Below are 20,629 nucleotides of genomic sequence, written 5' to 3'. Positions count from 1 at the left end.
AATTTATACGTAGAAAAAATTGCCAAATACAAGGCATTAATTTCAATAACTAGTTGTTCTAATTATTAAATAAATAACGATGTAGTTGGTGATTTTAGCAAGTAGAAATGATCACATAGTTAGTGAGATTGGTATTATTTCATAAAGTAATTAGCTAACTCATTATAACTATCTAAGGAGGGTATTTTATTTGATTTATTTTCTATAATTTTTAGTTTTTTTGCAAAAACATACGTAATTAATCTGTAATTTATTATTAGGTAACAATATGTCTAAGAATGATAAGAAAAAGCCCGTATTAACGTTGAAAGAAAAACGTAAATTGAAAAAAGAATCGAATACTACTGAAGTAGTAAAACCGAGAAAAAGGAAAGGTTAAATTAGCTGGGCGCCAATTGTAGTGGCGCCCTTTTATTTACTTTTATAGAAATACCCTCAACGGCTGTTGATTAACTAACTATTACTCAACCGAGTTCCCCACCTCTGATTTATTTCCCCAGCTTCAACAAAACCTAAATTTAATGAAAAGCACTTAAAGCCGTTATATATCGGTATAAGCTGCTGTAAAATGAATGTTTTTTGTTTTTCTTATTATAGATGTAATGATTTCCGACTTAAAAATTAAAGCCATTTAGACGTCTAGGCGTAAAAAAGATAGAAATGTGATTCCTATGATAGTAAACTGCATTTATATATTGTATTAATGTTAATTTTCATCTTTTCATCTACTTTCTAAATACCTATTTATTAAGCGACATAGATTAAAAGATTTAAACTGTTGAGGTTTTATGTCTACACACTTTTTTACTTCTGAGTCTGTGTCTGAAGGACACCCAGATAAAATTGCCGATCAAATTTCTGATGCGGTTTTAGATGCTATTATTGCTAAAGATAAATTTGCACGTGTTGCGTGTGAAACAATGGTTAAAACCGGCGTTGCTATTATTTCAGGTGAAGTAAGCACTAACGCATGGGTTGATTTAGAAACTATTACGCGTAATGTTATTAGTAGCATTGGTTATACATCTTCAGATGTTGGCTTTGACGGTGAAACATGCGGCATTATGAATTTAATTGGTCAGCAGTCACCAGAAATAGCGCAAGGTGTTGATCGCAGCAAACCTGAAGATCAAGGTGCTGGCGATCAAGGTTTAATGTTTGGTTATGCGACTAATGAAACTGAAACGTTAATGCCTGCACCACTCTATTACTCTCACCGTTTGGTTGAGCGTCAAGCTGAAGCACGTAAGTCTGGTATTCTTCCATGGTTACGCCCTGATGCTAAATCACAAGTAACGTTTATCTATGAAGACAATAAGCCAGTTGCAATTGATACTGTTGTTCTTTCAACTCAGCATAATCCAGATATTAAACAAGAAGATTTAGTTGATGCGGTAATGGAGAACATTATTAAGCATGTACTTCCTGCTGAATTGTTAACTAAAGATACTAAATATCATATCAATCCAACGGGTCGTTTTGTTATTGGTGGTCCAGTAGGCGATTGTGGCTTAACAGGTAGAAAAATTATTGTTGATACTTATGGCGGCATGGCTCGTCATGGTGGTGGGGCTTTCTCTGGTAAAGATCCATCAAAAGTTGATCGTAGTGCAGCCTATGCTGGTCGTTATGTTGCTAAAAATATTGTTGCTGCAGGTTTAGCCGATCGTTGTGAAATTCAAATATCGTATGCTATTGGTGTTGCTGAGCCTACATCAATTTCTATTGATACATTTGGTACAGGTAAAATAAGTGAAGAACGTTTAGTTGAACTTGTTCGCGAACATTTTGACTTACGCCCTTACGGTATCACTAAAATGTTAGATTTATTACACCCTATGTATCAACAAACAGCTGCGTATGGTCACTTTGGCCGAGAACCTTTTGAAATGACAGTTGGTGATGATACCTTTACTGCTTTTAGTTGGGAAAAAACAGACAAAGCTGATGATTTGAGAAAATCAGCTGGAATCTAGTTAAAAAGCTTTATTCATTAAACACTGAAACAAAATAATAAAACCAGCACTTGTGTATAAGCAGTGCTGGTTTTTTGCTTTTACTTACACAAAAGCTTATTTAACCTCAATTCTGGATAAGAAGATAAAAAATTGAACTAAATACCCACCTAGCGATCAGATCTTTCGACCAAGAAACGATTTGAAAGCAAATAAGGTGGGCAGATGGATAATTTAGTGGAAATATTTTGTGATGTCGATGATTTTTGTCATCAATTTTCACCTAAATGGGAAGCACAATTGCTATCAGACGGTACTCGCAAGCGTAGACGTAGTTCGAAAATGTCTACCAGCGAGCGAATGAGCATTATGATTGCATTTCATCAGTCAAATCATAGAGATTTCAAAAACTTCTATATTGGTTTAGTCCAACGATACTGGACTGATGATTTCCCAGAGCTGCTCAGCTACACTCGTTTCATCAATACAATGTCAGATCTTATTGTACCAATGTGTGCTTACTTTCAAACGGTGAAAGGTGAGCCAACAGGAATTGCATTTGTAGATTCTACAAGCCTAAAGGTATGTCACAATATCCGTATTCCACGTAACCGTGTATTTGCAGATACGGCTAAGCGAGGAAAAGGAACAATGGGCTGGTTTTTCGGCTTTAAGCTTCATCTATTGATTAATCATAAAGGTGAAATCCTTGCTTTGAATATTACGCCGGGCAATACAAATGACCGAACTCCAATACCTGACTTATGTAAAAATCTTACTGGTAAGCTATATGCAGATAAGGGATACATTGGAAAAAACTTGAGCCAGACATTAAAGGAATCAGATATTGACTTAGTGACGACCGTGCGAAAAAATATGAAAGCTAAAGTAATATCAGCCTTTGATCGGGCAATGCTATCAAAGAGATACATAATAGAGACAGTGAATGATCAACTTAAAAACATATCTCAAATAGAGCACAGCCGCCATCGTAGTGAAACAGGTTTTATGCTTAATGTAATTTCAGGAATAGTTGCTTATTGTTTAAAAAGACAAAAGCCGTGTATTAAGTTATCGGATAGGGAACAGTCCATTATGAGTGCTTAAAATGCCGCACCTTATCCAGATCTCAGGTTAGTTAAAATAAATACAGTACTAAATAGTTCATAGGTTGTATTGTTTTTATCATTTATGCCCTTATCTTTTAACTATATAACCCCATACATTAATTAGTATCAACGAGCATGCCTAAAACACGTATTTACCAAGATAGTGAGCTAACTTTAAATGACACAGTGAAATTATCTGATGATGCCTTCGGTCATATTGTCAGAGTGTTACGTTTATCAGAAGGCGATACTGTTGCCCTGTTTAATGGTAAAGAGCCTGTGCAATATACAGCTAAATTAGTCGATGTAAAAAAGAAAGAAGCGAGTGCTGAAATTATCAAACAGGAAGTAATAGCAAATGAATCTCCTGTAAATATACATTTAGGGCAAGGTATTTCTCGTGGTGATCGTATGGACTACACGTTACAAAAGTCTGTAGAACTTGGTGTTAATAAAATAACACCATTGTTTACTGAGCGTTGCGGTGTAAAGTTATCAGGTGAACGTTTAGCAAAAAAACATGACCAATGGCAAAAAATAGTCATTAGCGCTTGTGAGCAAAGTGGTCGCTGCATAGTGCCAGAAGTTGCAGAGCCTATGTATTTAGAAGACTGGTTAGCACAAGAAACCAACTCGCTTAAATTAAACTTACACCCTAAGGCTAAACATTCTATTATGACATTACCCGTTGATAGCACAGAAAGTGCGCTTCAGGTTAGGTTACTAATAGGTCCAGAAGGTGGATTAAGTGATGATGAAATTAGCAAAGCAAATGAAGCTGATTTTCAAGACATATTACTTGGTCCTAGAGTTTTAAGAACAGAAACTGCGGCACTTACCGCAATAACGGCATTACAATGTCGTTTTGGTGATTTAGCATAAATCATTACCAAGTTACTTAACTAAATAATATAAAGATAGGATATAAAATGACAATAGCACAACCTAAAACCATAAAGCTCGGTATCGTAATGGATCCTATCAGTGAAGTTAAAGTAGCTAAAGACTCTTCTATGGCGATGATGCTAGAAGCACAAAAGCGTGGCTATGAAATTTACTACATGGAAATGAAAGATTTATATCTAGATCGAGGTCAAGCTCGCGCAAATACTCAGAAAATCAAAGTATTTGATGACGCTAATCATTGGTATGAACTAAGCGACCAACAAGATGTTCCATTAAGCGATCTTGACGCTATTTTGATGAGAAAAGATCCTCCTTTTGATACCGAGTTTATTTATGCTACTTATATACTTGAGCGTGCTGAAGTAGAAGGCACACTGATAGTCAATAAACCACAAAGTTTACGCGACTGTAATGAAAAATTATTTACTGCTTGGTTTGCAGATCTAACTCCGCGCACTTTGGTTACCAGAAATGATGTTCAAATTCGCGCTTTTCATCAAGAATTAAAAGACATTATTATTAAACCACTAGACGGCATGGGTGGATCTTCTATTTTTCGTATAAAAGAAGATGATGCCAATATTGGTGTAATTATAGAAACCTTAACTAACCATGGGCAACAGTACGCAATGGTACAAGAATATATGCCTGAGATTGTTGATGGTGATAAACGTATTCTTATTGTTAACGGTGAACCAATGCCTTATTGCTTGGCTCGTATTCCTGCACAAGGTGAAACTCGCGGTAATTTAGCCGCCGGCGGCCGTGGTGTTGCACGACCTTTAAGTCCTAGCGATAAACTAATTGCAGACACTATTGCGCCAGCGCTTAAAAAACGTGGTTTATTCTTTGTTGGCCTAGACGTTATCGGTGATAAGGTTACTGAAATTAATGTTACTAGCCCAACATGTATACGTGAAATAGAAGCGGCCTACCCTATCAATATTAGTGGTAAGCTAATGGACGCTATTGAAGAGAACATCCGTAAAAAATAATGCGAATACTTTACTAACATGAATGTAGATAAAGTATTATTTAACATATGTAGTGCAAACTTTCGTTTAAAACAATCTATAAAAGGTAAATAGATGAAAAGCTTAGAGAATCAATTTTTAATTGCTATGCCATCATTAGCCAATGACTATTTTAATAAAACCGTAACTTACATTTGTGAACATAATGACGAAGGTGCTATGGGCTTAATTATCAATATGCCGGTCAATATTACCTTGCATGATTTATTAAAACAAATTGAAGAAAGTGATCGAGAAGAAAGCAATAAAAGTATTGCTAACCAAGCCACTGATGACGCACTAGAACAACTACCTGAGCAAACATCTTTGTCTGAAACAGATGCTGATGCTGAAGATATAATAATAGATATCAGTTTAGAGCAACCGGTACTTTCTGGCGGCCCTATGTCTCAGAACCGTGGCTTTGTTTTACATCAAACACAACCTGGTTGGAAAAGCTCTTTAGCATTAAGTGAAGACATAATGATCACCACCTCAAAAGATATTTTAATGGCATTAGGTACAGATAAAGCACCTGAGCAATTTATGGTAACTCTAGGCTATGCCGGTTGGGGTCCAGGTCAACTTGAGTCTGAATTAAAAAGTAACTCTTGGCTGACGATTGATGCTGACAGTGATATTTTATTTAATACGCCAATTGAACTACGTTGGAAAAAAGCGACACAGAAACTTGGAATAGATATTGCGCATCTATCTTCTGAAATTGGTCATGCATAATGACTAAAAAAATAACAAAAGAAATAGGTCAACGTACCATTATTGGTTTTGATTTCGGTAAAAAATATATTGGTGTTGCTGTCGGTCAAGAAATCACTGGCTCTGCTTCACCATTAGGGTCGGTTAAGGCGACTGATGGAATTCCTCATTGGGATTCCTTATCAGTATTTTTAACAGAGTGGCAACCAGACTTAGTTGTTGTTGGTTTACCCCTTAATATGGATGGTAGTGAACAACAATTAACGAAAGATGCTCGAAAATTTGGTAATCGACTCGCCGGACGCTTTGGCTTAAAAGTTGAATTTCAAGATGAAAGACTGACGACAGCTGATGCAAAAGAACAATTATTTGCCCGTGGTGGCTTTAAAAATTTGAAAAAAGATAATATCGATGCAGAATCGGCAAGGCTTATTATTGAAAGCTTCTTCGAGCAAAGCTATCAATAATAGCTATTCAATAACTCACTAGTTTACTTAACAGTTAGCGACTTGAATAAACATCAAGATAAAATAAATTTTCCGCAGCTTTACTGACATATTCGTATAAAGACTTTGTTGAAATACATTGCTGGCAAACCTTACTAAAAAACTATACTGATGGTAATCAAATGACTACACAAAAACACTTCTCGCACGTTAATGGAAAAATGCTAGTAGAAAATATTCCACTTAGCGATATAGCAAAGCAAGTAGGCACGCCTTTTTACTGTTATTCAAATACCGCGATTAGCGAAAATTATAAAGATTACCAACAAGCATTCTCTACGGTATTGCCTGATCAAGACACACTTATTTGTTACGCAGTTAAAGCGAATGGAAATCAGGCAGTCTTATCAACCTTAGCAAAATTAGGCTCAGGTGCCGATGTTGTCTCAATAGGTGAAATACGCCGTGCACGTGCTGCAGGCATTCCAGCAAATAAAATTGTCTACTCAGGTGTAGCAAAAGTTGAGCCGGAAATAGAATACGCATTAAACGAAGGGATTTTTCAATTTAACGTTGAGTCTGAGCCAGAGCTAGAGCTTATTAGTCAAGTAGCGACTCGTTTAAATAAAGAAGCCGCTATTGCCTTTCGTATAAACCCGGATGTTTGTGCGAATACGCACGCTAAAATTTCTACCGGTAAAGCTGAGAATAAATTTGGGGTTCCTATTAGTAAAGCTCGCATTGCTTACAATAGAGCAGCTTCGCTTCCTAATATAAAGGTACAAGGGGTTGATGTTCATATTGGTTCACAACTTACCCAACTTGCTCCTTTTGAAGAAGCTTACAAGCGCATTGCCCAATTAATTATTGATTTAAGAAGCGATGGTCATAACATTAGCGTTGTTGATATTGGTGGTGGTTTAGGTATTACCTACAACGATGAAGTTATTCCCAGTAAGCAAGCATATGCTTCAATAGCCAAAAAGCAGCTAGGTCATTTGAATTGTAAAATAATAATTGAACCGGGACGCTCTTTACTCGGTAATGCCGGTATTTTAGTTTCTAGCGTTGTTTATGTTAAAACAGGTGAAGAACGCCAATTTCTTATTTTAGATGCAGGCATGAATGACATGATCCGCCCAAGTATGTATGAAGCTCATCATGAAATTGTAGCGGTTGATCAAAGCCAAACTGACCTTAAAACGTATGATGTGGTTGGCCCAGTTTGCGAAACTGGAGATACATTTGCCAAAGCTCGCCAAGTGCATGAATCAAAATCAGGTGACTTAATTGCTATTATGAGCTGTGGAGCTTATGGAGCGGTAATGGCATCCACTTATAATACACGGATGTTAGCGCCCGAGATAATGGTAAAAGGATCTGACTTTGCAGTTGTCAGAGCACGACCTAGTTATGATGAGATCATAAACGCAGACTCTGTGCCTAGTTGGGTATAACTATAAATTACCACGTAAATATAGCTATAAAAATGAAGAACAATAAAGTAATAAGTTACGTAACCTCAATTCTGGATAAGAAGATAAAAAATTGAACTAAATACCCACCTAGCGATCAGATCTTTCGACCAAGAAACGATTTGAAAGCAAATAAGGTGGGCAGATGGATAATTTAGTGGAAATATTTTGTGATGTCGATGATTTTTGTCATCAATTTTCACCTAAATGGGAAGCACAATTGCTATCAGACGGTACTCGCAAGCGTAGACGTAGTTCGAAAATGTCTACCAGCGAGCGAATGAGCATTATGATTGCATTTCATCAGTCAAATCATAGAGATTTCAAAAACTTCTATATTGGTTTAGTCCAACGATACTGGACTGATGATTTCCCAGAGCTGCTCAGCTACACTCGTTTCATCAATACAATGTCAGATCTTATTGTACCAATGTGTGCTTACTTTCAAACGGTGAAAGGTGAGCCAACAGGAATTGCATTTGTAGATTCTACAAGCCTAAAGGTATGTCACAATATCCGTATTCCACGTAACCGTGTATTTGCAGATACGGCTAAGCGAGGAAAAGGAACAATGGGCTGGTTTTTCGGCTTTAAGCTTCATCTATTGATTAATCATAAAGGTGAAATCCTTGCTTTGAATATTACGCCGGGCAATACAAATGACCGAACTCCAATACCTGACTTATGTAAAAATCTTACTGGTAAGCTATATGCAGATAAGGGATACATTGGAAAAAACTTGAGCCAGACATTAAAGGAATCAGATATTGACTTAGTGACGACCGTGCGAAAAAATATGAAAGCTAAAGTAATATCAGCCTTTGATCGGGCAATACTATCAAAGAGATACATAATAGAGACAGTGAATGATCAACTTAAAAACATATCTCAAATAGAGCACAGCCGCCATCGTAGTGAAACAGGTTTTATGCTTAATGTAATTTCAGGAATAGTTGCTTATTGTTTAAAAAGACAAAAGCCGTGTATTAAGTTATCGGATAGGGAACAGTCCATTATGAGTGCTTAAAATGCCGCACCTTATCCAGATCTCAGGTTACGTAACATTAAATATTAGTAGACTGTTTCGTAACTCATTATTTGCAACTAATCTTTTGTAACTCATCTTTTGTAATTAAAAGCCTTTGCAACTAAAAGCCTTATCCAGGCAATTATTACGCTTAATTGTTAGCAACCATTTTGCTGCACTGTTTAACATTCAATGGTTAAAATACGCAGCAAATATCATCAAGCATACAAGTAACAACCCAAACATTTTTATAACCTACACGAGTCAATTGCTCTGCAGCAAATGTGGCTCTAGCACCGGTAGCACAGTGAATAAAAATAGCTAAATTTTCATCTGGGTACATTTGCAACATTTTCATCTCTAATAATCCACGAGGAATATTAATAGTATTATCTCCTGCTCTTTCAGCGAACTCGGCCGGTTCTCTCACATCAATAATAATACCATTTTCAAGCTTACATTTTATTGCTGCATCGGCTGCAGTAATTGTATTCAGTGATTGCCTTGCGTGAGCAATCACTTCAGGAATTGTTTTTAACATATTTAATCCTCAATTAAATTTTCATTCTCTTTATGGTTATCTACACTCAGTATAACTGTCTTTCAAACCTATCTTTTTTAAAACAATCATCATTAAGCACCATTTACTGAATGCGGATTGTAATAAATTAAAACCAATAAACGTGGTAAACCATACCCAATTTGAGGAGTGGTATTGTGTGAGCAATAATGAAACTAGAATCATTACGCCTACGATCAAACGAAATACATCATTCACTGTCATGATATTCTCCTTGTAATCTCTATACCGGTTATCACTTTTTAACAAATATACTTTATTAACATAAGATAACGTTAAATTAGTTTGTGCTAAATTAAGTTTATCTTATATATTGTATATTAGCCTTTACTAAATTAAAGTACAATAGTAGACTAAAATAAAATCAACGGATGAAATTTGTACATATTATGAAAGCAGATCAAACAAAATTGCTCGAAAGTGCGCAACACGTTTCAACGATACTTAAGCAACTTTCGAACCCTTATCGATTAATGGTGTTATGTTGTTTAGCTGGCGGCGAGCTGACCGTTGGAGACTTGAATGAACAGATAGATTTATCACAGTCAGCGCTATCACAGCACTTAGCAAAATTAAGAGAAAGCGAAATAGTAGCAACTAGACGCGAATCTCAAACAATTTATTACCGAATTGCCAATCAAAAAATATCGTATTTATTAGAAGTTTTACAAAAACAATTTTGTGAAGATATCTAAGTTATCGTCATTGCTCCTATCTAAGGAAAGTTAACTGAACATGCAAATACCAAGCAACTTTACATCGACATTGCTAAGAAAAACATTAAACAGCAAAGTACCTTTTATCTTGCTAATGCTATCTATAATCGCCGGCATAATGGCATTGAACTATACGCCACGCGAAGAAGAGCCACAAATTGTGGTACCCATGATAGATATTATAGTTAGTGCCCCAGGGGTCAATGTTCAGCAAGTAGAACGACTAGTCACAACACCCCTAGAAAAATTATTAGCACAAGTATCTGGGGTTGAACATGTTTATTCAGTGACCAATAATAGCCAAACTATAGTTACTTTACGATTTCATGTTGGTGAGAATCGTGAGAAAGCATTACTTAATACCTACAACAAACTTCACTCAAACACAGATAAGATTCCCTCTATTGTCAGTAATTGGCGTGTGAAGCCCATAGAAGTAGATGATGTGCCTATTGTTATGCTTGGTTTATGGAGTAGTGATAGTGAAACAGTAGACGACTACAGTTTACGTCGGTTGGCTGAAGAAGTTAGTACTTTCTTACAAGCGATAGAAAGCACAAGTGAAGTGAATATTGTTGGCGGGCGCTCAAGAGAGATTCAAGTCAATTTAAATCCTGAGCAAATGACTGCCAGAAAAATAGCGATGAACGAAGTATTGAATGCGATTCACGCTTCAAATGCTTTACAGCATCATGGCAATATTACTTTAGAGAACCAATCTTTTCGTCTTGAAAGTGGTGATGTTTTTAGAGACATAGAAACGTTAAAACAAACGCCTATTAATGTTATTGATGGCAGTGTGGTGCTACTTAAAGATATCGCGACTATTATCGATGGACCTAGCGAGCAAAATAATTACACTTGGATTGACTTCGCTAACGAATATCAACAAGAGCACTATTCTCCTAAGAACCGTTCATCAGAAGCAATAAAATTTCCTAATAATGGTGATCACCCTCTTGTGACTATCAGTGTTGCCAAACAGCGTGGTAGTAATGCTGTAAAAGTAGCACAAGCAGTGCATGATAAAATTAATGAGCTACAAAAAACGATATTTCCAGCAAATGTTCATGTACAAACTTTACGTGATTATGGTGAAACTGCTAACGAAAAAGTAAACAACCTCACTACAAGTTTAGCGTTTGCCGTATTTACCGTTGTCGTTTTTATTGCTGTTTTTTTAGGTTGGCGTTCGGCTGTTGTCGTAGGTTTAGCAGTACCTATTTGTTATGGCATAACCTTATCGCTAGATTTACTCTTTGGTTACACGATTAATCGCGTGACACTCTTCGCTTTAATTCTTTCATTAGGTTTACTCGTTGATGATCCTATTACGGGTGTTGATAATATTGAACGTTACTTAAAAGAGAAAAGTGGTTCTTTGCAAGACAAAATTGTCGGTGCAATAAACGAAATTCGCGTGCCTTTATTAATGTCGACATTAACGATAGTACTAGCCTTTGTACCACTCGCTTTTATCACTGGCATGATGGGTCCTTACATGGCACCGATGGCGTTTAATGTACCGTTAAGCGTTATTAGCTCTACCTTAGTCGCTTTTTTAGTGACACCTTGGTTAGCCTCTAAATTTATCAAACCAAAAACAACGACCGATTTAGCGATCGCCGATAAAGGTAATCAAGGCTTTGATCAATTTTATCGTCGTATACTAACGCCTTTATTAGATAACAGGAAAAAAGGTAAATTAGTTTTATGGCTAGTATTGGCACTGTTTATTGTTGCCGCCATGCTTCCGGTAATGCGGTTAGTACCACTTAAACTACTCCCCTTTGATAATAAAAATGAAGTACAAATTATTATTGATATGCCAGAAAGCGCTACATTAGAGCAAACAGCAGCAATGGCAAAAGTAGTTTCAAATAAAGTACAGCAATTATCAGAAATAAAAGCTATTGCCGCATACGTTGGCACATCTTCGCCTATCGACTTTAATGGGATGGTTCGACAATATTATCAACGTCAAACACCTTACATGGCTGATTTACGAATAATATTACTTGATAAAACAGAACGCGAACATCAATCTCACGCGATTGTTTTAAGATTAAGAGAACATTTAAAATCGATTAACACCTCTCTTTTTAAAGACAATGATATTCAAATAAAAGTAGTCGAAGTTCCCCCTGGCCCTCCGGTATTAAGTACATTAGTTGCTGAGTTATATGGTGACGAATTAACGCAATACAGTGAATTACAACAAGCAGCAAGCATAGTTGCAGAACGCTTAAAGCAAGAGCCTCATGTGGTCGAAGTAGACTCTACGGTGGCTGATGACCAACCAAGGTTACGCTTTATTACTGATAAAACCAAAGCAGCGTTATCTGGTATTTCAACACAAAATATTAACCAAGCTATCGCTGTTGCTAATAGTGGTACTGTGGCGGGTCACTTACATGTTAACGAAGAAGCAACCCCATTGGCCATTAATATTAAGCTTCCTATTGAGCAAAGAGAAACACTTGCCGATCTTTATCGTCTAACCATTAAAGGACAAGCAGGCACAGTACAACAAACCACACCTCAAGGAATTGATATCGCACCACAATCATTGGTATCACTTGGTGAATTAGGTCAATTTGAGCAAGGTATCAGTGACAAAGTAATATTGCATAAAGATTTAAAACCTGTGGTTTATGTCACCGCTGATATTTCAGGTAGAACCCCAGCAGCAGTGATTGCCGACATTAGTAGTGATCTACATTATCGTAATATCAAGGGCAATATAGAGGATAACTCCCCTGCTCTAGCTCAATCAAACGATTGGCAGAGTCGTACTTTCTTAAACAGTGGTAGTGGTAACGCTTGGTATTTGCCTGACAATATAAATTTATCTTGGAGCGGTGAAGGTGAATGGCGTATAACCATTAGAGTATTTCGCGATATGGGTATTGCTTTTGCTTTTGCGTTAACCGCTATATTTATTGTGTTAAGAATACAAACAGGCTCAGCAGCATTATCAGGCATTATCATGTCGGCTATTCCATTAACGGTTATTGGCATAATGCCAGGCTTTTTTATGCTAAACCAATTTGGTGAACGCACCATAGCTAATGCACCTGACTCGGTATTATTTACCGCAACCGCTATGATAGGCATGATAGCATTAGCCGGTATTGTTGTACGTAACTCTTTAATTCTAATTGAATTTATCACTCAAGCACGAGATAGAGGCGAACCAATTAAAGAAGCTTTAATTCAAGCAGGTTCAGTACGTATGCGTCCAGTATTATTAACAGCAGGTACAACGTTATTAGGCAATTTAATTATAACATTAGACCCTGTATTTAGTGGCTTAGCCATTGCTATTATTTTTGGCATTATTTCATCCACAATATTTACTTTATTGGTTGTTCCTATTGTTTACTTATTAGTTTTTGACAATAAAAATCAACAACAATCATCAAACCATTCACCATTAGAACAACCAAATAAAGCGGTTATCTAGGAAAAAACATGACTCAAATTAACAATCCCAAAAGTACTCAAAAAAGTGCCAATAAAAGCATTATAAAAAAATTACTGCTACCGGTTATCGCCTTGTTCGCTCTACTGTTCATGGTCGCTTGGCTCGCTGGTTCATTTGATGAGAAGATTTCCCCTTCACTGAACGAAGATATTAATCAAGCGTCCAATATGGCTAATTTTGATAAAGCTAATACTTATACAGTCATTGAAAGATCTGATGCGATATTCGAACCAGTTGCAGCCAGTGTGGAAGCTAAACAAACCACCATTATTTCATCACGTATGTTAGCCCGAATAAATACCATTGCCGTGAGAGCGGGTGATAAAGTAAAAAAAGGTGATTTATTAGTTGAACTTGAGCAGAGCGATTTACAATCACAAGTGCTACAAACAAAGCAAAACATTATTGCCTTACAGGCTCGCCATAAAGAAGCTAAACAGAACTTTGAACGTTCAAAAGAATTATTAGCAAAACAACTAATTTCAACATTCAATTTTGACAAGGCTAATGCTGATTACCAAAGTATTGTCGCTGAGCTAACTGCTGCCGAGCAAAGGTTATCTCAGGCAGAAACCACACTAAGTTACGCAACATTAACTGCGCCAATAAATGGCCTTATTGTTGATCGCTTTGCACAACCTGGCGACACTGCACAAGCTGGTGCTAAATTATTATCATTATATAACCCGTTACTATTACGTGTAGAAGCACAAGTACGAGAGCAATTAGCGCTAACCTTAACGCTTGGTCAAAAAATTGATATAGAATTACCGAGTATTAACAAAACGATTACAGGTGAAATAGAAGAAATAGTACCTGCCGCGAATACAGGCTCACGTAGCTTTTTAATTAAAACACGCATTACGCATAATGAACACTTATTACCGGGTATGTATGCTCGTATGTTGATACCTGCAGGAGAGCAAGTAAATCTAACAATTCCATCAAATAAAATATCTCATGTTGGACAACTGGATTTTGTTTGGGTGAACGTGAATGGCGATGTTCAACGTCGTTTTGTGCGATTAGGTAAAACACAAGACCATAATATGGTAACGGTAATTTCAGGATTACAAAGTGGAGATATACTATTTACCCCACTACCTAAATAAATTTTCTTATACCCGTTTCATTAATTAAGTGAACAATTTTATACGTAGAAAAAATTGCCAAATACAAGGCATTTATTTCAATAACTAGTTGTTCTAATTATTAAATAAATAACGATGTAGTTAGTGATTTTAGCAAATAGAAATGAGCACATAGTTAGTGATATTGGTATTAATATGGGCCAATACTCTCATGATTTTTAGTAGTATTGATTGCTTAAATACAGCTAGAGCAAAAGCAAAGTGGTCTAGCTATTGATAACATCTAGGTTGTTACTTAAAATAGCCTACAACTTAATCTTCACCTCTTGGGATTCCCATGGCATTACCAGATAAATTTATATTCTCAATGAACCGCGTAAGTAAAGTGGTTCCGCCCAAACGTACCATTTTAAAAGACATTTCTCTCTCATTTTTCCCCGGCGCTAAAATTGGTGTTTTAGGCCTAAATGGCTCAGGTAAATCAAGTCTATTACGCATTATGGCGGGAATAGACAAAGAGTTTGAAGGCGAAGCAAGTGCATTAGCCGGAACAAAAATTGGTTACTTGCCGCAAGAGCCACAACTAGATGAAGAAAAAACCGTTCGTGAAGTGGTTGAAGACGCAGTAGCTACGGTTAAAAATGCATTAAAACGTTTAGATGAAGTGTATAACGAATATGCAGAAGAAGGCGCTGATTTTGACGCACTAGCCAAAGAACAAGGCCAGCTTGAAGATATTATCAATACACAAGACGGGCATAATATTGACAATGTGCTAGAACGAGCGGCTGACGCTTTACGTTTACCACCTTGGGAACAAAAAATATCAGTACTTAGTGGTGGTGAACGCCGTCGTGTTGCTTTATGTCATTTATTATTGCAAAAACCAGACATGTTATTACTTGATGAGCCGACCAACCATTTAGATGCTGAATCAGTTGCTTGGTTAGAGCGCTTCTTACATGATTACCCTGGGACCGTTGTTGCGATCACCCATGATAGATACTTCCTTGATAATGTAGCCGGTTGGATTCTAGAGTTAGATAGAGGTGAAGGTATCCCTTGGGAAGGTAATTACTCTTCATGGCTTGAACAAAAAGATGCACGTTTAGCCCAAGAAAGTAAAAGTGAAAATGCCTTACAAAAAACCATTAAACAAGAGCTAGAATGGGTACGTTCTAATCCAAAAGCACGTCAAGCTAAAAGTAAAGCACGTATGGCACGCTTTGAAGAACTTAATAGCCAAGAAAACCAAAAACGTAATGAAACAAATGAGCTTTATATTCCACCTGGCCCGCGTTTAGGTGACAAAGTTCTAGACGTACATAACCTTAGAAAATCGTTCGACGGTCGAGTATTAATTGACGACTTAAGCTTTAGCATTCCCAAAGGTGCTATTGTTGGTATTATTGGCGCTAACGGCGCGGGTAAGTCAACCTTATTCAAAATGATGTCAGGTACAGAGCAACAAGACTCAGGTACTATCGAAATTGGTGACACGGTTAAGCTTGCTAGCGTTGATCAATTCCGTGATGATATGGATGATAACAACACCGTTTATCAAGAAATTTCTGAAGGACATGATATTTTAGAGATTGGCAACTACCAAATACCAAGCCGTGCTTATTGCTCGCGCTTTAACTTCAAAGGTAACGATCAACAAAAATTCATAAAAGACTTATCTGGTGGTGAACGTAATCGTGTTCATTTGGCTAAATTAGTTAAAACTGGTGGTAATTTATTATTGTTAGATGAGCCAACCAATGATTTAGATGTTGAAACACTACGTGCTCTTGAAGAAGCTATTTTAGAGTTCCCAGGTTGTGCTATGGTTATTTCTCATGACCGTTGGTTCTTAGATAGAATTGCCACGCATATTTTAGATTACCGCGACGAAGGTGAAATTAACTTCTTCGAGGGTAACTTTAGTGATTACGAAGCTTGGTTGAAGAAAACATTAGGTGCTGCAGCAATTGAGCCTCACCGTATCAAATATAAAAAAATAGGTTAAATATTTACCACACTTAAAGATACATGCGTTAAACATGTATCTTTAAGTGCCTTTTGTTTAAAAGACAGCTATGCTGAAACTATAATTCATAACGATAATAAGTTTACATGGACAATAGACGACAATTCACCCGAGTATTATTTTCAATTAAAGCAGAGCTAAACATTGAAAATAATAGCTATCCGGTCTCGATACACGATATATCTCTTAAAGGTGCATTAGTGACTTTAGTAGAGCCTAAACAATCACTCAAAGAAAAGTTAGGCACGCTAACGTTTTTTTTATCTGACGGTGAATCTAAAGTTACTATGCATATGATCGTAGTTCACGAACAAGAAAGCGAAATAGGGTTACACTGTGATGCTATCGATATAGACAGTATTACCCTGTTACGTCGCTTGATTGAGTTAAATCTAGGTGACAGTCAACAACTTGATAAAGAATTAAATCAACTTTCCCGAGTATAGTACATTATCATTATTCACAAACTCCGTATTTAAGGATCCCTATGAACCATATTGTAATTTCATGTATTGGTGCAGACCAAACGGGTATTGTAGACACCTTGTCTAATGTTATTAAAGAGCATCAAGGTAATTGGCAAGTAAGTAGCTTACATCATTTATCTGGTTTTTTTGCCGGTGTAATAGAAGTTGCAGTGAGTGTAGATAACACTCAAGCATTAGTGACAGCACTTAACAATATTGCAAGCTTAAACTGTCAAATTGAAATAGCTCACTCAGTTTCAGAAAAAGTAAACGCTAACTTAACACTCGAGTTAACCGCTAATGACAGAGCAGGTATTGTACAAGAAATTTCGTCTATTATTCATCTGCAAGGCGGTAACTTAATTAAACTAGTAAGTTCACAAACCAGTGCCGCTCACACAGGGCAATTAATATTTAATGCTAAAGCTCACGTTGCAATAAAAGCAAAAGATGTTGATACACTGGTCGATGCTTTAGAGAATATTGATGATGATTTAATGGTTGATATTGCCAGAGCTTAACTACATATATTCAAATCTGAATTAACGCATTTAATACAAAAATAAGCGCATTAAATAAAAAATTCATTAAGATAGCGTGATAAATTCACAGGAAAGGGCTTAATAATAGAATACTATTACTTTTAAGCCCTCTAATAAATAGCAACTTAATACCTGTTTAATACCTACTCTTTTAGCGATGCTTGTACTGAGTAGGACAATACCCCCGAGAGACATCGGCACTGCGAATTTTTATATGCTTTGTTGCACGCCCAGAAACACGAGAACGCCAAAGTTTAAAACTGCCCAACTTTAAATGACTACGCATAAAGCGAATAACGTCAGACTCATTCAAACCAAATTGTAGCTCTATCGCCTCAAACGGCGTTCTATCTTCCCACGCCATTTCAATAATTCTTGATTCACTTTCTTGAGATAATTTCATTGAGTACCCTTTATTTGTCAACAGAGTAAACATACGTACATTCTACACTTTTAGATCAAAAGGAACTTCACCTTAAACGTCGGAGCACCTAAGTAATTAGTCGCGGGGAAATACAGTGGTAATATAAGCTATCAATTTAATTAATAATTTTTTTTAGCCGTAGTTATCAGCAAAATACTTTTTTAAATTGGTGCTTTAATTCTAGTCAAAAGATTGAACTTTCCAACTAAAGTCGGCCGTCCGAGTAGATTTTCAAGTCAATTAAATTAATTAAAACTCTAATTAATTACAACTTTTGACTCCATAATTAGCAGTGCTGCAAACTAAAAATATGATGGTACTTTTTGAAGAGCTTAGTCAGAAGATGTCTTCTCACTAGTTGAACGTACTTTTATATTTGCATAAATACAAATATAGCGGTACTAAAATAAAAGGCTCTTGATTAAAATAGAGTAATTAAGCTTAGCTAAAAACTCATAATTAAGTGAATCCAATTATCTTATTATCTTATTATCTTATTATCTATTTTTACCATATATCACTCAGGTTTGTAATGGTGATATACAAACCCATCATAATAGGTAACTTGATAATATTAGAGTGGGTGTTGGGTTAATTTACGTTTAATTTAGAAACTTCAACAACATTTTTCTTTGTTGAGTTGAAGCTACCTTCAATTACTGCGCCTTCTTCAATACTGATAATTTCATGTTGGATGTCGCCATGCACTTTAGCACTTTTTTCAAGAACAACTTTTCTTGCCTTTATAGTACCTACGACTTTACCTTTAATAATCGCTTCATCTGCCACAATAGAGCCTTCAACCCAACCATCATTGCCTACGGTCAAATGATTGATATTGATATCACCTTCTATTTTTCCTTCTAATTGCATTACGCCTTGGCTTGACACATTACCGACGATAGTTACATCTGATCCGATTATTGAAGGAATAGCATTACTTGAAGTTTTTTTCATATTTGTTTCCACTTTAATATCTTTGGTTACTTTAGTATCTTTGGCTACTTTAGTATCTTTGCTTACTTTAGGCGACATAATTTTAGAGAACATCTGTTAGAGCCCTTATCAATTTCACTGGATTAATCTGCTTTTTATCGAAGATAACTTCATAATGTAAATGGGTACCTGTACTGCGTCCGGTGCTCCCCATTAATCCGATAATATCATCTTTATCAACTTGTTGTCCTTTTTTTACTTTGGTGCTGTGCAAATGGCCATAGCGTGTCGTAAAGCCATTTTTGTGATCAATTTCAATAAAAATGCCATAACTGCCATTACGGCCTGCTCGACGTACAATACCGTTAGCAGGTGAGTATATTTTAGTTTTAGGCCAACCAGCCATATCAATGCCTTTATGCATTGCAGGACGAGTCATCATTGGATCACTGCGAATACCAAAACGGCTCGATATGTAATATTTTTTTGCTGGAAATGCTCGAGGAACGTTACTAAGCGCCTCTTCAAGATTAAGCAGGGAGACAAGCCTATTCAGTAAACCTTCATTTTCAGCAGACATAGTGTCTAGAGTTAGATCGCCTAAAGGCCCACCTTGTGCTTGTCTCGTCATATTTTCCAGTAACATATCAGGAGAGATCCCCGTTGACAAAACAGCGTTTGTCAACGTTTGTTGTCGATGGCTAATTTGCTGAGCAAGCTGAACCCTACTACTTACCTGATAGTTTATAATATTTTCCAGCCTAATTTTTACGCTTTCTATGCTATCCAGTACAACATCTGTTTGCTGACTCGATTTAGCTATAGGTTTGTCACTTCCAATCTTCAATTCAGTGTTTATTATCTCAGACGATTTTATATCAGGACTTGTTTGGCTAGTGTTTTTTTCTGGTAGTACTAATGACATTGAATCAAGAATATTTTGTAAAAACTTTTGCTGTTTTTCCACTTGTTCTAGTTTTAATACCAGAGCGTTTTGTTTTTCTTGATAAGTTAATGACAATTGATTCAGTGAGTTTCGAGATTCACCTAGCTTATTTTTAGTTAATGATATTTTGTCGTTAAGCGTAAAATATTCCAAACTAGAAAAGGCTAACCAAACAAGACAAACTCCCAAAGCAATTACCAGGCTAAACTGCAGGCGAGCAGAAGCGCTAATATATTTAATTTCACCATCTTGACGAATTAATAATTGTCGGCGCGGAAAAAGGTACTTATAGATTTGTTGTGTTTTTTTGAGCATAAGTTCGATTTAATGTAAAAGCTAAAACATAAGTTCCTTGATAATATACCATCAAATCCCTCGAAAAAAAGAAATAATATTTTATTTTTAATTCATCTATATATATACCGTAAAAAATCAAAATATAACAGTGTTATTGATGATATTAAATTGTCTAGGGTTGTTAGTTGTTGAATTCACTTATTAATAGTTTCAAATAAACAGCCTTATCACTAACACCAATAAAGTATTAAAACGACTATCCAGGTAATTATAAGTTATTAAAAACACCAAAAGACAATGAATTATTCATTGCCTTTTTCATTGTCTCTAATGAGATACCTTTAGCGCAATATGAGTTCGCTATAAAACGATTGATAGCAATAATATCCATATCTTTTAGATCGTAACTAATTCGATAGCCTGAAATCAAACCAAAACCTCCTGAGGTAGGTATAACACCGTA

At 36.2% G+C, this 20,629-nt stretch carries 20 protein-coding genes; 14 read left to right on the top strand and 6 right to left on the bottom strand.

All coding sequences use genetic code 11. The features are described 5' to 3' along the window. The first annotated feature begins 788 nt into the window (after window positions 1-788). The 8 genes from metK to GQS55_RS05750 all read left to right on the top strand — a co-directional run bounded on the left by metK (window position 789) and on the right by GQS55_RS05750 (window position 8,648). Window positions 789-1,976 (top strand): methionine adenosyltransferase, encoded by a 1,188-nt coding sequence (metK, locus tag GQS55_RS05785; RefSeq protein ID WP_159818814.1) that lies wholly within the window; start codon window positions 789-791, stop codon window positions 1,974-1,976. Window positions 1,977-2,180: 204 nt separating this feature from the next. Beyond that, on the top strand, window positions 2,181-3,062 hold the full coding sequence (locus GQS55_RS05780) for an IS982 family transposase (RefSeq protein ID WP_159818812.1): 882 nt from the start codon (window positions 2,181-2,183) through the stop codon (window positions 3,060-3,062). A 137-nt stretch (window positions 3,063-3,199) separates the two neighbouring features. Beyond that, window positions 3,200-3,946 carry a 16S rRNA (uracil(1498)-N(3))-methyltransferase gene (gene rsmE, locus GQS55_RS05775; RefSeq protein ID WP_159818810.1) on the top strand — a complete coding sequence of 249 codons (747 nt, stop codon included), beginning with the start codon at window positions 3,200-3,202 and terminating at the stop codon, window positions 3,944-3,946. Window positions 3,947-3,993: 47 nt separating this feature from the next. Continuing rightward, entirely contained in the window at window positions 3,994-4,965 is a 972-nt protein-coding gene (gshB, locus tag GQS55_RS05770; RefSeq protein WP_159818808.1) for a glutathione synthase, read from the top strand. A gap of 93 nt (window positions 4,966-5,058) precedes the next feature. Continuing rightward, window positions 5,059-5,721, top strand: coding sequence for a YqgE/AlgH family protein (locus GQS55_RS05765; RefSeq protein WP_159818806.1), 663 nt, complete (start codon window positions 5,059-5,061; stop codon window positions 5,719-5,721). Next, a complete protein-coding gene (gene ruvX, locus GQS55_RS05760; RefSeq protein WP_159818804.1) occupies window positions 5,721-6,167 on the top strand; it encodes a Holliday junction resolvase RuvX in 447 nt (148 codons plus the stop codon). Before GQS55_RS05765 ends, ruvX begins: the two co-directional genes overlap by 1 nt. A 161-nt stretch (window positions 6,168-6,328) precedes the next feature. Next, window positions 6,329-7,603 carry a diaminopimelate decarboxylase gene (gene lysA, locus GQS55_RS05755; RefSeq protein WP_159818802.1) on the top strand — a complete coding sequence of 425 codons (1,275 nt, stop codon included), beginning with the start codon at window positions 6,329-6,331 and terminating at the stop codon, window positions 7,601-7,603. A gap of 163 nt (window positions 7,604-7,766) precedes the next feature. Then, complete coding sequence (locus GQS55_RS05750; protein WP_159818800.1) at window positions 7,767-8,648, top strand: IS982 family transposase; 882 nt, start codon at window positions 7,767-7,769, stop codon at window positions 8,646-8,648. Between the two features lie 196 nt (window positions 8,649-8,844). Here GQS55_RS05750 and GQS55_RS05745 read toward each other — a convergent pair whose 3' ends face one another. Both GQS55_RS05745 and GQS55_RS05740 read right to left on the bottom strand, forming a co-directional pair. Further along, window positions 8,845-9,189, bottom strand: coding sequence for a rhodanese-like domain-containing protein (locus tag GQS55_RS05745; protein WP_159818798.1), 345 nt, complete (start codon window positions 9,187-9,189; stop codon window positions 8,845-8,847). A gap of 36 nt (window positions 9,190-9,225) precedes the next feature. Next, window positions 9,226-9,432, bottom strand: coding sequence for a YgaP family membrane protein (locus GQS55_RS05740; protein ID WP_159818796.1), 207 nt, complete (start codon window positions 9,430-9,432; stop codon window positions 9,226-9,228). Window positions 9,433-9,617: 185 nt separating this feature from the next. On the opposite strand from GQS55_RS05740, the gene GQS55_RS05735 reads away from it, so the two are divergent. From GQS55_RS05735 to GQS55_RS05710, 6 genes are all read left to right on the top strand, one after another. Next, a complete protein-coding gene (locus GQS55_RS05735) occupies window positions 9,618-9,923 on the top strand; it encodes an ArsR/SmtB family transcription factor (protein ID WP_159818794.1) in 306 nt (101 codons plus the stop codon). Between the two features lie 40 nt (window positions 9,924-9,963). After that, on the top strand, window positions 9,964-13,410 hold the full coding sequence (locus GQS55_RS05730) for an efflux RND transporter permease subunit (RefSeq protein ID WP_159818792.1): 3,447 nt from the start codon (window positions 9,964-9,966) through the stop codon (window positions 13,408-13,410). 8 nt (window positions 13,411-13,418) lie between these two features. Continuing rightward, window positions 13,419-14,543, top strand: a complete 1,125-nt coding sequence (locus GQS55_RS05725) for an efflux RND transporter periplasmic adaptor subunit (protein WP_159818790.1) — start codon at window positions 13,419-13,421, stop codon at window positions 14,541-14,543. A gap of 316 nt (window positions 14,544-14,859) precedes the next feature. Next, complete coding sequence (gene ettA, locus GQS55_RS05720; RefSeq protein ID WP_159818788.1) at window positions 14,860-16,533, top strand: energy-dependent translational throttle protein EttA; 1,674 nt, start codon at window positions 14,860-14,862, stop codon at window positions 16,531-16,533. Between the two features lie 107 nt (window positions 16,534-16,640). Further along, the gene (locus GQS55_RS05715) at window positions 16,641-17,000 is read left to right on the top strand and encodes a PilZ domain-containing protein (RefSeq protein ID WP_159818786.1); all 360 of its coding nucleotides are present in this window, start codon (window positions 16,641-16,643) and stop codon (window positions 16,998-17,000) included. Window positions 17,001-17,041: 41 nt separating this feature from the next. After that, window positions 17,042-17,542: a glycine cleavage system protein R gene (locus GQS55_RS05710; RefSeq protein WP_159818784.1), complete on the top strand. Its 501-nt coding sequence runs from the start codon at window positions 17,042-17,044 to the stop codon at window positions 17,540-17,542. A gap of 172 nt (window positions 17,543-17,714) precedes the next feature. On the opposite strand, the gene GQS55_RS05705 is transcribed toward GQS55_RS05710, so the two are convergent. The 4 genes from GQS55_RS05705 to GQS55_RS05690 form a co-directional block, all read right to left on the bottom strand. Next, entirely contained in the window at window positions 17,715-17,966 is a 252-nt protein-coding gene (locus GQS55_RS05705; RefSeq protein ID WP_159818782.1) for a TIGR03643 family protein, read from the bottom strand. A 612-nt stretch (window positions 17,967-18,578) separates the two neighbouring features. Then, window positions 18,579-19,037, bottom strand: coding sequence for a bactofilin family protein (locus tag GQS55_RS05700; RefSeq protein ID WP_236559769.1), 459 nt, complete (start codon window positions 19,035-19,037; stop codon window positions 18,579-18,581). Then, on the bottom strand, window positions 19,027-20,184 hold the full coding sequence (locus GQS55_RS05695) for a M23 family metallopeptidase (protein ID WP_159818780.1): 1,158 nt from the start codon (window positions 20,182-20,184) through the stop codon (window positions 19,027-19,029). Before GQS55_RS05695 ends, GQS55_RS05700 begins: the two co-directional genes overlap by 11 nt. A 250-nt stretch (window positions 20,185-20,434) precedes the next feature. Beyond that, entirely contained in the window at window positions 20,435-20,596 is a 162-nt protein-coding gene (locus tag GQS55_RS05690) for a GCN5-related N-acetyltransferase (protein WP_201294572.1), read from the bottom strand. Between the last annotated feature and the right edge of the window lie 33 nt (window positions 20,597-20,629).

Source organism: Colwellia sp. 20A7, assembly GCF_009832865.1.
Classification (GTDB): domain Bacteria; phylum Pseudomonadota; class Gammaproteobacteria; order Enterobacterales; family Alteromonadaceae; genus Colwellia.
The sequence above is the reverse complement of the archived record's forward strand: the minus strand, read 5'-3'. Positions and strand labels throughout refer to the sequence as shown.